General features: G+C 65.6%; 12 protein-coding genes and 1 tRNA gene. 9 read left to right on the top strand and 4 right to left on the bottom strand.

What is annotated here, in order from left to right; all coding sequences use genetic code 11:
* The first annotated feature begins 50 nt into the window (after positions 1-50).
* The 5 genes from fabZ (at position 51) to V6N07_RS03415 (ending at position 3,484) form a co-directional block, all read left to right on the top strand.
* Positions 51-518 carry a 3-hydroxyacyl-ACP dehydratase FabZ gene (gene fabZ, locus V6N07_RS03435; RefSeq protein ID WP_371154062.1) on the top strand — a complete coding sequence of 156 codons (468 nt, stop codon included), beginning with the start codon at positions 51-53 and terminating at the stop codon, positions 516-518.
* Complete coding sequence (gene lpxA / locus V6N07_RS03430) at positions 515-1,312, top strand: acyl-ACP--UDP-N-acetylglucosamine O-acyltransferase (RefSeq protein ID WP_371154061.1); 798 nt, start codon at positions 515-517, stop codon at positions 1,310-1,312. The genes fabZ and lpxA overlap by 4 nt, the downstream gene beginning before the upstream one ends.
* Positions 1,309-2,220 carry an LpxI family protein gene (locus tag V6N07_RS03425; protein WP_371154060.1) on the top strand — a complete coding sequence of 304 codons (912 nt, stop codon included), beginning with the start codon at positions 1,309-1,311 and terminating at the stop codon, positions 2,218-2,220. The genes lpxA and V6N07_RS03425 overlap by 4 nt, the downstream gene beginning before the upstream one ends.
* Complete coding sequence (gene lpxB / locus V6N07_RS03420) at positions 2,220-3,368, top strand: lipid-A-disaccharide synthase (RefSeq protein WP_371154059.1); 1,149 nt, start codon at positions 2,220-2,222, stop codon at positions 3,366-3,368. The genes V6N07_RS03425 and lpxB overlap by 1 nt, the downstream gene beginning before the upstream one ends.
* A 39-nt stretch (positions 3,369-3,407) precedes the next feature.
* A tRNA-Arg gene (locus tag V6N07_RS03415) sits at positions 3,408-3,484 on the top strand.
* Positions 3,485-3,560: 76 nt separating this feature from the next.
* Here the strand turns inward: V6N07_RS03415 and V6N07_RS03410 are convergent.
* Both V6N07_RS03410 and V6N07_RS03405 read right to left on the bottom strand, forming a co-directional pair.
* Positions 3,561-4,391 (bottom strand): 3-keto-5-aminohexanoate cleavage protein, encoded by an 831-nt coding sequence (locus V6N07_RS03410; protein ID WP_371154058.1) that lies wholly within the window; start codon positions 4,389-4,391, stop codon positions 3,561-3,563.
* A 297-nt stretch (positions 4,392-4,688) separates the two neighbouring features.
* Positions 4,689-5,810, bottom strand: a complete 1,122-nt coding sequence (locus V6N07_RS03405) for an aminotransferase class I/II-fold pyridoxal phosphate-dependent enzyme (protein WP_371154057.1) — start codon at positions 5,808-5,810, stop codon at positions 4,689-4,691.
* 131 nt (positions 5,811-5,941) lie between these two features.
* Between V6N07_RS03405 and xylB the strand changes: the two genes are divergently transcribed.
* On the top strand, positions 5,942-7,408 hold the full coding sequence (gene xylB / locus V6N07_RS03400; protein WP_371154056.1) for a xylulokinase: 1,467 nt from the start codon (positions 5,942-5,944) through the stop codon (positions 7,406-7,408).
* A gap of 2 nt (positions 7,409-7,410) precedes the next feature.
* Here the strand turns inward: xylB and V6N07_RS03395 are convergent, their stop codons facing one another.
* Together V6N07_RS03395 and V6N07_RS03390 are read right to left on the bottom strand one after the other, a co-directional pair.
* Complete coding sequence (locus V6N07_RS03395; RefSeq protein WP_371154055.1) at positions 7,411-8,658, bottom strand: ROK family protein; 1,248 nt, start codon at positions 8,656-8,658, stop codon at positions 7,411-7,413.
* Positions 8,659-8,876: 218 nt separating this feature from the next.
* Positions 8,877-10,328: a CRTAC1 family protein gene (locus tag V6N07_RS03390; RefSeq protein WP_371154053.1), complete on the bottom strand. Its 1,452-nt coding sequence runs from the start codon at positions 10,326-10,328 to the stop codon at positions 8,877-8,879.
* 362 nt (positions 10,329-10,690) lie between these two features.
* On the opposite strand from V6N07_RS03390, the gene xylF reads away from it, so the two are divergent.
* The 3 genes from xylF (at position 10,691) to V6N07_RS03375 (ending at position 13,816) form a co-directional block, all read left to right on the top strand.
* Positions 10,691-11,686 carry a D-xylose ABC transporter substrate-binding protein gene (gene xylF / locus V6N07_RS03385; RefSeq protein WP_371155376.1) on the top strand — a complete coding sequence of 332 codons (996 nt, stop codon included), beginning with the start codon at positions 10,691-10,693 and terminating at the stop codon, positions 11,684-11,686.
* 106 nt (positions 11,687-11,792) lie between these two features.
* The gene (locus tag V6N07_RS03380) at positions 11,793-13,058 is read left to right on the top strand and encodes a sugar ABC transporter permease (protein WP_371154051.1); all 1,266 of its coding nucleotides are present in this window, start codon (positions 11,793-11,795) and stop codon (positions 13,056-13,058) included.
* Positions 13,058-13,816: an ATP-binding cassette domain-containing protein gene (locus tag V6N07_RS03375; protein ID WP_371154050.1), complete on the top strand. Its 759-nt coding sequence runs from the start codon at positions 13,058-13,060 to the stop codon at positions 13,814-13,816. Before V6N07_RS03380 ends, V6N07_RS03375 begins: the two co-directional genes overlap by 1 nt.
* The last annotated feature ends 18 nt before the right edge of the window (positions 13,817-13,834 follow it).

The following is a 13,834-nucleotide window of genomic DNA, read 5'->3' as shown; positions in this document are numbered from 1 at the left end:
CCGACCTGCCGCGCGCGGTAAGTCGGTCGAACGAACAGATAGGGGACCCCATGTCGAGCGATGCGATCCAGGCCGAGGCCGATATCCACCTGATCCAGCGGATCATCCCGCACCGGTATCCGTTCCTTCTGGTCGATAAGGTGCGCGACATCGTGGCCAACACGTCGGCCACCGGCATCAAGAACGTGACCTTCAACGAGCCGCATTTCCAGGGTCATTTCCCCGGGACGCCGATCATGCCGGGCGTCACCATCATCGAGGCCATGGCCCAGACCGCTGCCGTGATGGTGGGCGTGTCCAACGACCTCGCGGACAAGGATTTCCTTGTCTATTTCATGGGGATCGACGCCTGCAAGTTCCGTCGCAAGGTAATTCCCGGCGACGTTCTGGAAATGCGCGTGACGGTGACGCGTGGCAAACCGGGCGCAAAGGTCTGGCGGTTCCGCGGTGAGGCGACGGTCGACGGTGAAATGGCGGCCGAGGCTGATTTCACGGCGATGATGGACCTGCCGAAGTGAGCGTCGACCCCTCCGCCGTCATTCATCCTCAGGCCCTGATCGAGGATGGCGCGACGATCGGCGCCGGTGCGTCGGTCGGCCCCTTTTCGATCATCGGGGCGGGTGTGACCCTTGGCCCGCGGGTGGAGGTAAAGTCCCACGTCGTCGTTACCGGCCACACGGATGTGGGCGAGGATACGGTGATCTTTCCCTTCGCATCGATTGGCGAGGTTCCGCAGGATCTCAAGTTCGATGGCGAGGAAACGCGCCTTCATATCGGGGCGCGCAACCGCATCCGGGAACACGTGACGATGAACACCGGCACGGCTGGCGGTGGCGGCGAAACCCGTGTCGGCGACGATGGTCTGTTCATGGCGGGCTGTCACGTCGCACATGACTGCATCATCGGTGATCGGGTAATCGTGGTGAACAACTCCGCGGTTGCCGGACACTGCCACGTCGAGGATGACGTCATCATCGGCGGTCTGTCCGGCATCCATCAATGGGTTCGCATTGGTCGTGGCGCGATCATCGGTGCCCTGTCGATGGTCACCAACGATGTCGTGCCCTATGGCCTCGTGACCGGTCCGCGCGCGGAACTGGACGGCCTGAACCTCGTCGGTCTCAAGCGCAAGGGCGTCGCGCGGGCGGATATTCAGGCTCTGCGCGTCGCGCTCCTGACCCTCAAGCAGGGGGAGGGCACCTTTCACGAACGGGCCGTGCGTCTGGGCGAGGAAACGCAGAGCGACTACGTCCGCCGCATGGTTGCCTTCATCACCGGCGCGACGGATCGATCGTTCCTGGTGCCCAAGTGAGCAAGCTGGCGCTGATCGCGGGGCAGGGCGCGCTGCCCGGTGTTCTGGCCAATGCCCTCGGGCACTCGGGGCGCGCGTGGTTCGCCTGTCATCTCGAAGGTGCGCCGCCCGTCGGTGTGGGCCAGTCGCGCGCCTTCCGGATCGAGCGCCTTGGCAGTTTCATCGCCGATCTGGTGGCACAGGGCGTGCGCGAGGTTTGCTTTGCCGGTGGCCTGTCGCGCCCGCCGCTTGATCCCGGTGCGGTGGATGCCGCCACGATGCCACTTGTTCCGCGCATGATGCAGGCCATTCAGGCGGGGGACGACGCGGCCCTTCGCATCGTCCTGTCGTTTTTCGAAGAAGCAGGTCTGACCGTCGTCGCGGCGCAGGACATCGCCCCCGAGCTGCTTCGGACCCCTGTCCGTGGCACGCCGACCGAACGGGATCGAAACGACATCGCCCGCGCCGCGGCCGTGCATGCGGCCATGGCCGGGGTCGATATCGGTCAGGGATGCGTCGTCGCAGGCGGTCAGGTTCTGGCGGTCGAGGCCACGCCGGGAACCGACTGGATGCTGGCAAGTCTGGCGCAGGCGCCGCCCGCCCCATCACGGCCTGCGCCGTCGGCTGGTCTGTTCGGCGGAGGTCTGCTGGATGACGCCGCCGACTGGCTTAGCGGTGGGGCGCGACCCGGGTCCACCTTGCCGGAGTTCGCGCGTCCGGAAGGGGGCGTCTTCTTCAAGGCAGCCAAGGCCACGCAGGACCGGCGCATCGACCTGCCCACGATCGGCCCGGAAACGATCCGCCGGGTCGCCGCCGCCGGACTGTCCGGCATCGCGATCGAGGACAGCAGCGTCCTCGTACTCCAGCAGGAGGAGGTTGCGGCGCAACTTGCGGCTCATGACCTGTTCCTGACCACCTGGAGCCGCTGATGCGGCTTTTCCTCATCGCCGGAGAGCCTTCGGGCGACAAGTTGGGCGCCGCCCTGATCCGGGGGCTGCGTCACCTCATGCCGCAGGTCGAGGTGCATGGCATCGGCGGTCCGGCGATGGAGGCCGAGGGGCTGGTCAGTCTTTTCCCGATGTCCGACCTTGCGGTAATGGGGCTGGCCGAGGTGTTGCCTCGCCTGCGTCATCTGTTCCGGCGGCGGGACGAGGCCGTGGCGGCCATCGCGCGTCTGGCCCCGGATGCCCTCGTGACGATCGACAGCCCGGATTTCTGTCTGCGCGTGGCGACCAAGGCCAAGGCCGCGCGGCCTGACCTGCCGGTCATTCACTATGTCGCCCCGTCCGTCTGGGCATGGCGGTCCGGGCGCGCCGCGAAGATGGCGCGCAGCGTCGATCACGTGCTGGCCCTCTTGCCGTTCGAGCCGCAGTACATGCGCGCGGTGGGGATGAGTTGCGATTTCGTGGGGCATCCCGTGGTGGCCGAGCCGATTGCCACGCCCGCGCAGGCCAATCTGTTTCGCGAACGCCACGGGGTGGAGGGTCCGCTCGCGCTGGTCCTGCCGGGGTCGCGCAGGGGCGAGGTCGGCCGCCTCGCCCCCATTTTCGGCGAGGCGTTGGAGCAATTGCCAAAGGATGCGCGCGTGGTGGTCCCCGCCGTCCCGCATCTGGCAGATACCGTGCGGCAGGCCGTGCAGACCTGGCCCGGTCGCCCGATCATCGTCACCGAAACGGCCGAGAAACAGGCCGCCTTCGGGGCTGCGACAGCGGCCTTGGCGGCGTCGGGCACGGTCAGTCTGGAACTGGCGGCAAACGGCGTTCCGATGATAATCGCCTATGACATGAACTGGATATCTCGTCAGATCATCGCCCATATGCTCAAGGTCGATACCGTTACCCTCGTCAATCTGGTCAGTGAAAGTCGCGCCGTCCCCGAGTTTCTGGGCGACGCCTGCAAACCCGGGCCAGTCGGGCGCACCTTCGCCGACCTTTTGCGCCTGCCGTCGCAGCGGGACCGACAGCAGCAGGCGCTGGATACCACGATGGATCGACTTGGTCGGGGGGGCGAGGCGCCAGGCCTGCGCGCGGCCCGGTCGGTCGTTATGGCGATTGAGGCGTTTCACGCACGGGAATGACTTGCGGGGGGCAAACCACTCGGCTATCCCGAGCCCAACGCACCCATAGCTCAGCTGGATAGAGCGCTGCCCTCCGAAGGCAGAGGTCTCAGGTTCGAATCCTGATGGGTGCGCCATTTCTCAAACGCCTGTCCAGGTCGCCCGCACCCCTTCGGCCCCGTTTCGGTTTGGCGTCAGGCGTCAGGCCCGCCTTCATGCAGGAGACAGCCCAAGTATAATCCGCGCTTCTTCGACGGTCGCCGGGCGACGATTGTGTTGGTGCAAGATGTCAACGGCCCGTTCGACGAGGGCTGCGTTCGATGGGGCCAGCGTATCACGATCCAGCCTTATGTTGTCTTCCAGCCCCGTGCGCAGATGCCCGCCCGCGGCAGCGGCCCAGTGGTTGACCTCCGACTGGTGCCGCCCGACGCCTGCGGCGCACCACGGCACCTCACCGAACAGGTGCTTGACCGTTTCGACATAGAAATCGAAGACGCGCCTTTCGGCCGGCATGGCGTTCTTCACGCCCATCACGAACTGAACATAGGGGGTGTCCGACAGTTCTCCGCGATCGTGCATCAGCTTGGCCTGATAGATATGGCTCAGGTCGAAGGCCTCGATCTCGGGCTTCACGCCGTGGATCCGCATCTCCGACGCCAGCCACGCGATCAGCTCGGGGGGATTCTCGTAGACGCGGGTCGGAAAATTGTTCGACCCCACCGACAAAGACGCCATGTCGGGCCGCAATGGCAGCATGCCGCCCCGCGCCTTTCCGGCCCCGGACCGTCCACCGGTGGACATCTGGATGACCATGCCCGGGCAGGCCTCCTCGATCCCCTCCTTCAAACGACGAAAGCGGTCCGGGTCCGAGGTCGGATGTCCATCGTCATCGCGTACGTGACAATGCGCAACGCTGGCCCCCGCCTTGAACGCGTCCAGCGTGCTGGCGATCTGTTCGGGGATGGTCACGGGTACGGCCGGGTTGTCGGCCTTTGTCGGAACGGACCCCGTGATCGCAACGCAGATGATTGCAGGATCAGACATCTGAGATCACCGTCCCCCCCCTTGGCCAATCGGTGCCGAAACCAACCGCCCATCCCCCTTGGCGGCTGTTGTCCGACTGTCGGGTCCGATCACGTCCAGAACAGGATCATAGGTGTGTCGACTTCGACCGTGCAAGCCGCGATGCGATGTATCCTGCCAGACGGTTTGCGGGATGGCCGCGCGGACCGGGTCGTCCGACGACGGCCGACGCTTGGCCCGTGCCTGCCATGAGCGGTAATCAGGCGCGCATTGACAGTGATGCTTTCGACTGGCGGTTCCTTGACGCCTGTGAACCCGTCACCGTTTGGCGCGCAGGAATTCCGACAGAAGCGGCAGGCCATCGCGCAGATCCTGCGTCCGATTGGCGAACCCGATCCGGAGCGTTCCCTCCGCCCCCATGACGCCACCGGGCGTCAGCAGGACGCCGGTCCTTTCCAGAAGGTCACGGCACAATTCCTCGGACGGCATGTCGAGATCGTAGTGCAGCAGGGCCGTCGTGCCCGCCGCGGGGCGCACCCATGAGATCCCCGGTTCGGCCGCGACCCAATCGGCAAGGATCGCAAGGTTTTCGCGGGTGATGGACGTGCTGCGTGCCAGGATCCGGTCGGCGTTTTCAAGGGCCAGCGCCGCAAGGTGATCGTCGACCATGCCGACCGAAATGGTCGTATAGTCGCGGTGATGGGACACGGCGTCCAGCACCGCACGCGGCGCCGTGATCCAGCCAAGGCGCAGACCGGCCAGGGAAAAGGCCTTGGACATGCCTGCGGTCGCGACCGCGCGCGGGCTCAGGTCGACGATGGAGGGGCTCTGCCCGTCGCCGTCCTGTGCCGTTCCGCGATAGACTTCGTCCGCCAGCACCGTGGCACCGACCGCGTCCGCAGCATCGATGATGGCCTGCAGCATGTCGGTCGGCATCAGGCTGCCACTTGGGTTGTTGGGGTTCGTGAAGGCGATCACCTTCGTATCTGGCCGGATCAACGTGCGCAGTTCGTCCAGATCGGGCAGATAGCCGTTTTCCGGTCGCAGGATCAGGGGGCTGACTTCTGCCCCGAGGCTTTCGGGAATTGAGACATGCTGCTGATATGTCGGCGTCAGGCTGATGACATGGTCACCCGGTCCGACAAGCGCGCGCCACGCAAGGTCATTGGCACCAATGGTGCCATGACAGACCATGATGTCCTCGGCGCTTCGGTCGGCATACAGCGCGGCAATCGCACGGCGCAGGCGTTCGGACCCTTCGATCGCGCCATAGCTCAGCGGTGTGTCGCGCAGGTCGGACAGCACGTCGCCGTTGCGCCCGGTCAGGGACAGAAGCTCGGACAGGGTCATGGCGGCGACGCAGGTTTCGGCCAGATTGCAGGTGCAGCGCGTCTCATAGGCGTTCATCCAGATTTCAACGCCGAACGGTTCGATTTTCATGCCGTGCCCTTGATCCTGCAGCTACGGCGGCAAGGTGGCCCGGTTCGCCCCTGTCGTCAATTCGCTAGACGGAACGGGCGGCTATGGCCTAGGTCACGGGGCGCACGGCCACAGCCATCAAAGGACACCGCATGTATCTCGGACTGGACCTCGGAACCTCGGGCTTGAAGGCAATTCTAGTGGACGGTGACGGGGCCGTCGTCGCGACGGCGGATGCGACCTATGACAACCCGCACCCGCATCCCGGTTGGTCCGAACAGGATCCGGCCGATTGGATCGCGGCCTGCGAGGCCGTCCTTGATCGTCTGCACGAAACGCATCCCGGTCCGCTGTCCGCCCTGCGCGGCATCGGTCTGTCGGGTCACATGCACGGTGCCACGCTGGTAGGGTCCGACGATCAGGTGCTGCGCCCCTGCATCCTGTGGAACGACACGCGATCGGCGGCGCAGGCGGCCCGGCTCGATGCCGCACCGGGCGTGCGCGCGGCAACGGGCAACATCGTCTTTCCGGGCTTCACGGCGCCCAAGCTGTTGTGGCTCGAGGAGAACGAGCCGGAGGTGTTCGCCAAGATCGCAAAGGTCCTGTTGCCCAAGGATTACCTGCGGCTTTGGCTGACGGGCGGGCATGTGGGCGACATGTCAGACAGCGCGGGCACCGCTTGGCTGGATGTCGGCGCACGCGATTGGTCGGCAACGTTGTTGGACGCGGGCCACATGCGCCGCGATCAGATGCCCGATCTGGTCGAGGGCAGCGAAGCCAGCGGCGACCTGCGCGACGCCTTGCGCAACCGATGGGGCATCGCGGGGCCCGTCGTCGTTGCAGGCGGGGCCGGCGACAATGCGGCGGCGGCATGCGGGGCCGGGTGCTTTGCCGAAGGGCAGGGGTTCGTATCTCTGGGCACTTCGGGCGTTCTGCTGTCGGCCAAGGACAGCTTCGCGCCCGACGCGGCATCGGCGGTTCATACGTTCTGTCATGCCGTGCCGGACCGCTGGTATCAGATGGGTGTCATCCTTGCCGCGACCGATTGCATGAACTGGCTTTCGCGTCAGGTCGGGCGGTCCGCGGGCGATCTGGCCGGGACGCTGCCCGACCGGATCGACGGGCCATCGTCGCTGACGTTCCTGCCCTACCTGTCCGGCGAGCGGACGCCGCACAACGATGCACAGGTCCGCGGGGCCCTGATCGGCCTCGATGTGGCCCACGGACATGCGGATCTGACACAGGCCGTCGTCGAAGGCGTGTCCTATGCGCTGCGCGATTGCCTTGCCGCGCTGCAGGGAACGGGGACGGAGCTGCGATCGATCATCGCGATGGGGGGCGGTGCCCGCTCCCGCTTCTGGTTGGAGACGCTGGCCAGCGTTCTGGAGCAACCCCTGTCGATCCCTACCGGGGGCGAATTCGGCGCGGCCCTCGGGGCGGCGCGCCTCGGGATCGCTGCGGCCACGGGGGAAAGCCTGTCCGCGATCATGACACCCCCCGCAATCGCCGAGGTCATCGACCCGCGCGCGGACCTGACCGAGCGGTATGCAAGCGGATGGCAGAGGTATCGCGGCCTTTATGGTGCGGTTCGTCCGACCCCGGACGAAGCGGCGGTCTGACCTCAGCCACGGCCCAGTTCGATGACGCTCAGATCGGAGATGCGTTCGATCCCGTAGGCGGCGGCGCCCTTGGCCCACATATGATCCCCCCAGTTGTGGACGGCGATATCGGGCAGCGGCGCATCGACCTGAATGGCGTGATCGGCCACCTGCGCCAGAACGCAGGGACGGCAGAGCGGATGCTGCCCCGCGGTTTCGACGGCGAGGATGATCAGCTCCGGGTCGAAGATATTGATCAGGTTGGCAAGGCCCAGAGCAAAATAATGCTCCGCCTCGCGCAGGATCCGGGCGGCGTGGCTGTGCTCGGTCCGGGCCGCCTGCAACAGTTGTGTCAGATCGGCGTAGGCGTGCGTGGTGTCGGCATTCGCCTTTCGCAGCAGGGCATATTCGCCGGCATAGGCCTCCAGGCAGCCATGCTGCCCGCACTGGCACAACGCGCCGCCGGCCGTGACCTTGGTGTGACCGAACTCCGCCCCGCATCCGCGTGCGCCGCGATACAGCTTGCCGTCGATGACGACGCCAAGGCCGATGCCATGCTGGATCGTCACCACGAGGAAATTCTGGACATCGCGCCCTTTGCCGAACAGCTGCTCGGCCTTGGCGACGAGGTTGGCGTCATTCTCGATGAACACGGGGCAGGGCGCGCGCGCCTGCAGGGCGGCGCCAAGGTCGACATTGCGTTCACGCAGTGCCGAGGACCAATGCACATGTGCCCGATGCCCGTCCACCTGTCCGGCAAGACCGATCCCGATGCCCGACACCTCGGCGCTGGCGCGACCGTGGGCGGCACAGGCGGCGTCGACGGCCTGCATGATCTGATCGGCAAGGGCGTCGCCTGTCGACTGGGCTTCGGGGCGCGGCATCTCGTGGCTGCCGATCTCGGCGCCCTCGAAATCGACCAGAAGGATGGTGATTGCCTGTTGTGATACCTTCACGCCTGCGACCAGCCGCGCCGCGCCGCGAATCTTCAAGGCCTCGCGCGGCCTGCCGCGTCCCTGTCCGCCAGTGGCCCCGTCCGGCAGGGTCCGCTCTATCAGGCCCTCCGACAGCAGCTCGGCGGTGATCGCGGTCACGGTGGCCGGGCTTATCCCCGCCTCGCGCGCGATATCGACGCGGGCAATCTGGCCCCTGTAGCGGATGGTGGCGAGCACGCGCGCCCGGCCGGATCGTTTCGGATCCAGGGTGCTGTCGCTCTGGGAACCGCCGGCCGGGATGAGGTCGCCTTGCAGCATCTCTGACTTCCTGATCATCCCGCCGACGTGCGGCACTATACTCGGGCAGGCTTTGTTGCCTGCGGTGGTTCGATATCTGCAACCTGTCCGAACGATCGGGGCATCGTTGCGATGACGACCGCCCCTACAATGCCGATCAGAACGGTTTCGGCAAGCAAGTGTCGGATCATCCCCGTTCCGCCGTGGCCCAGCGGCATGCCCGGCGGGGGCATTCACAGCGAAGGGTGGCGCGTCGTCTATCGATCACGGGCGATCCGTGCGGTCCGGTCCGCCTGCACCGAACGCCATGGCCCCACCGCCCCGTCGGGCCATGTCACGCGAACCTCGGCCCCGGTTGCCGACCCGATTCCGAAGTGCAGGGGCAGCAGGCTGCCGCTGACATGGCCACCGCCGACCGTCCGTTCGATCGTCTGCACCCCGGCTGCGGTGCGCAATTCGATGATAGCCCCGACCGCATCCCGGTTGCCCCCCGGCTGCACGAGGTCGACGGCAACCCAGTGTCCCGTGCCTTCGGTCACGTTCTGCCAGATCTCCATTGGTGCGCGACGGTTCACGACGACAAGGTCGAGCCGCCCGTCGCCATTCAGATCGGCAAACCCCGCGCCGCGCGACCGTTCCGTCGTGGCGATTCCGGCGGATGCGGCATGTTCGACAAAGCGCCCGTCATCCTGCTGCATCAGCAGGGTATTCGGGTCCAGCATCGCCATTCCGGGCATCTGATCGACATTGCCCTTTGCGATGAACAGGTCCGGCCGCCCGTCATTGTCGACGTCGCCGAACTCCGCATGCCAGCCGGTCGACGGGCGGCCATCGTCGCCGACATGGGGGCGGTGCGCGGTCGTCCCGACGTCGTAGCCGACGGGATCGAACCCCACGCCCGTGTTCGTCATCAAGAGCTGATCGCCCATGGAGGTCAGCATCACCTCGGGCAGGCCATCGCCGGTCAGATCACGGCTGGCAATGCCCATCCCCCAGATCATCGTCGCGGGCCATCCATCCTCGGTCGTCAACTCGCGCAGGGGGGACAGCGCCCACATCTGCTCCCGCCCGCCGCTGACGTAGTAGTGCCGGTCGTTGGACACGCGCAGCATCGCATCCCCGTGTCGGGTCCAGTCCGTGAACAGCATCGACAACGGGCAAAAGGACGGATCCAGCGACAGGGGCGGACCATAGGTGTCACCCTCGGGGCGCAGAAGGATGCTGTCGTCGCAGGTGCCGAACGGCCCCTCCGGGTCCGTCGCGTCGACGTAATTTCCGATCGCAAGGGTCGGACGGTCACGGCCTTCCTCCCACGTGGCGGAAAACGCGGTCGACCATCCTGTTCCGGGCGGGATGTTCCATGCGTCGTTGGCAACGTCGAATCGACAGTCGCCACGACCGCGCAAGGCAACGTTCGGGCCGTTCCGCAGGACGAACAGATCCCGCAAACCGTCGCCATCCAAGTCCAAGGGGTAGGCCCCGGTAACACCGGTCAATGCATCCATCTCCACCGGGGCAAACCGGATCGCGCCATCCGCGCCTGTCGTGTTGCGCATCAGGCGGGCGGGCCCGGCGCCCCCGGCCACGAACAGATCCGGCGCCGCGTCCCCGTCGCAGTCGAAGATCGCGACGCCCCCGCCGACGAAATGATCCCATCCGCCGGAATAGACATGCGCATGGGGCAGGGCGGCCGACCGGTCGATGAACAAGGGATCCGCCGAGGCTGACGCAGTCGAACACAGCAATGCTGCAATGCCTGCGATCAGGGAACGGGGCCCGGAATACCGATCGGAACCGCCTGCGCCCGGTCGCGAAGAATTGCACCCCATGTCGTCAGTCCCCCCGTTGCGCGATCACCGAACCTGCTGCCCGCACGACCGAACGGTGGCAGAAAAATGCGCATCGGGACAGCCCGGCGAAACGTAGCTTCGCGAAATATTTTTTTTGACAAATTAAATAACGCTGCTCATACAAGTGGGTGAGTGACCGACGTCTGGGAGGGCGTTTGAAGTCACATCATTCGGGAGGAAATACTGTGAACAGACGTTTTGTACTCGCCGCTGCTGCGGCGATGACTCTGCCCGTGACCGCGGTCTATGCCGACGGCCACGCCATGACCGTTGGCGTCAGCTGGTCCAACTTTCAGGAAGAGCGTTGGAAGACCGACGAAGCCGCCATTCAGGCTGCCTTGGAAGCAGCGGGCGCCAATTACCTGTCCGCCGACGCGCAGTCGTCGTCGACCAAGCAGCTGGCCGACATCGAGTCGCTGATCACCCAAGGCGTCGACAGCCTGATCATCCTTGCCCAGGACGGCGCGGCCATCGGCCCGGCGCTGGACGCCGCCGAGGCAGCGGGCATTCCCGTCATCGGTTATGACCGCCTGATCGAAGATCCGCGCGCCTTCTACCTGACGTTCGACAACGTCGAGGTTGGCCGCATGCAGGCCCGCGCCGTGTTCGAAGAGGCGCCGACCGGCAACTACGTCATGATCAAGGGCTCGCCCACGGATCCCAACTCCGACTTCCTGCGCGGTGGTCAGCAGGAGGTGATCCAGGCCGCCATCGACGCCGGTGACATCACCATCGTCGGCGAAAGCTATACCGACGCCTGGGCGCCCGCCAACGCACAGCGCAACATGGAGCAGATCCTGACCCAGAACGACAACAACGTCGATGCCGTGATCTCGTCGAACGACGGCATGGCCTCGGGCGTGGTTGCCGCGCTGACGGCGCAGGGCATGGACGGCATCCCGGTGTCCGGCCAGGATGGTGACCACGGCGCGCTGAACCGCGTGGCCAAGGGCACGCAGACTGTGTCCGTCTGGAAAGACAGCCGCGAGTTGGGCCGCAACGCCGGTGAGATCGCGGTCGCACTGGCCGGTGGCACCGCGATGGACGCCATCGAAGGTGCCGGCGAGTTCACCTCCCCCGGTGGTGTGACGGTCAACGCGATGCTGCTGGCCCCGCAGCCGATCACGCAGGACAACCTGAACCTCGTGCTGGACGCAGGCTGGATCCCCAAGGACGTGCTCTGCCAGGGCGTGAGCGGTCTGGCCGTCTGCGAATAATCGACGTCGATTGACAATCAGGGCCCCATCCTCGGCGACGGGGGTGGGGCCCTTTTCGATCGAGCGCCCGAAAAGCGGCGCGGATCAAACGGGGGAGGTATATCCGATGGGCAGTGGCCTGGGGAAATTCATCAAGACATTGCAACTGGATACGCGACTGCTGGGCATGATCGGCGCGTTTCTGTTGATTGCGATCGTCTTCAACATCGCGACGGGCGGCACGTTCCTGACGCCGCGCAACCTGTTCAACCTGACGCTGCAGACCGCATCGGTCGCCGTCATGGCGACGGGCATGGTCTTCGTGATCGTCACGCGCAACATCGACCTGTCCATCGGCTCCATTGTGGGCGTGGTCGGTATGGTGATGGGCTTGGTGCAGGCCTTCTGGCTGCCCGAGATCGTCGGCTTCGGAAGCCCGGTCATCGTGATCGTCACGGTTCTGGTCGGTATCGGCCTTGGGATGCTGATCGGCGGCCTGCAGGGCTGGATGATCGGATACCTGATGATCCCGTCCTTCATCGTGACGCTGGGCGGCCTGCTGATCTGGCGCGGCGCGGCGTGGTGGGTGACGCGGGGCACGACCGTATCACCGCTGGACCCGACGTTCGTGAAGCTGGGCGGCGCCTCCGGCACCATCGGCGTTACGGCCAGCTGGGCACTGGCCCTTTCCGGAATCGTCGCGACGATCTGGTTCCTGATCCACACGCGGCGCAAGCACATCAGCCACGATTTCGCGGTCAAGCCCGTCTGGGCGGAGTTCGCCTTGGGCGGCATCATGGTTGCGGCCATCGCGGGCATCACCGCCGTCATCAACGCCTACGAGGTTCCGACCCGTGTGTTGCAGCGCCGGTTCGAGCGCGCAGGCCTGGAAATGCCCGAAGGCTATACCGAGGCGTACGGATTTCCCATCTCGGTCCTGATCGTGATCGCGGTCGCCATTGCGATGACCATCGTGGCCCGAAAGACGCGATTCGGCCGCTATGTCTTTGCTATCGGTGGCAACCCGGATGCGGCGGAACTGTCCGGCATCAACACGCGGATGATGACGGTCAAGGTCTTCGTCCTGATGGGCGGCTTGGCCGGTGTCGCGGCTATCATCGCCTCGGCCCGTCTGGCGTCCGCTGGCAACGACCTTGGCACGCTGGACGAATTACGCGTCATCGCGGCGGCCGTCATCGGCGGCACGGCGCTGGCCGGTGGGGTCGGCACCATCTACGGTGCGATCCTCGGGGCGTTCATCATGCAGTCGCTGGTCAGCGGCATGGGCATGGTCGGCGTCGATGCGCCGTTCCAGAACATCATCGTGGGCGCGGTCCTCATCCTCGCCGTGTGGGTGGACATCGTCTACCGCCGCAAAACCGGAGAAGCCTGATGACCACACCCCTTCTGGAAATGCGCAATATCTCGATCCACTTCGGCGGGATCAAGGCCGTGGACGACGTCAGCGTCCATGTCATGCCCGGCGAGGTTGTAGGCCTGCTGGGCCACAACGGCGCGGGCAAATCGACCCTGATCAAGATCCTGTCCGGGGCCTACAAGAAGGACGCGGGCGAGATCTTCGTGGATGGCAGGAAGGTCGACATCCGCAGCCCTGCCGACGCGCGCAAGCACAACATCGAGACCATCTATCAGACGCTTGCGCTGTCCGATAACCTCGACGCGGCGTCGAACCTGTTCCTTGGCCGGGAAATCACGACCCCTCTCGGCCTGTTGGACGACACGAAGATGGAGAGCGAGAGCCGCAAGATCATGGCGCGGCTCAACCCCAACTTCAAACGCTTCTCGGAGCCGGTGCGCAAGTTGTCGGGGGGGCAGCGACAATCGGTGGCCATCGCGCGAGCCGTCTATTTCAACGCCCGCATCCTGATCATGGATGAGCCGACGGCGGCGTTGGGCGTGCATGAGACGGCGATGGTCGCGGACCTGATCAAGGAGTTGAAGGCACAAGGCCTCGGGATCTTCCTGATCAGCCATGACACGCGCGAGATGATGGACCTGTGCGACCGGGTCTCCGTTATGAAGAACGGCCAGATGATCGGCACCGAACGGGTCGAGGACGTCACCGAGGACGACATCCTCTCGATGATCATCATGGGCAAGAACCCCAAGCGCGAGCCCGTCACGGCCTGACGTATGGCGCCCCCGGAT

Origin of the sequence: Jannaschia sp. 2305UL9-9 (assembly GCF_041403465.1) — a bacterium.
GTDB lineage: Bacteria > Pseudomonadota > Alphaproteobacteria > Rhodobacterales > Rhodobacteraceae > Jannaschia.
The sequence above is the reverse complement of the archived record's forward strand: the minus strand, read 5'-3'. Positions and strand labels throughout refer to the sequence as shown.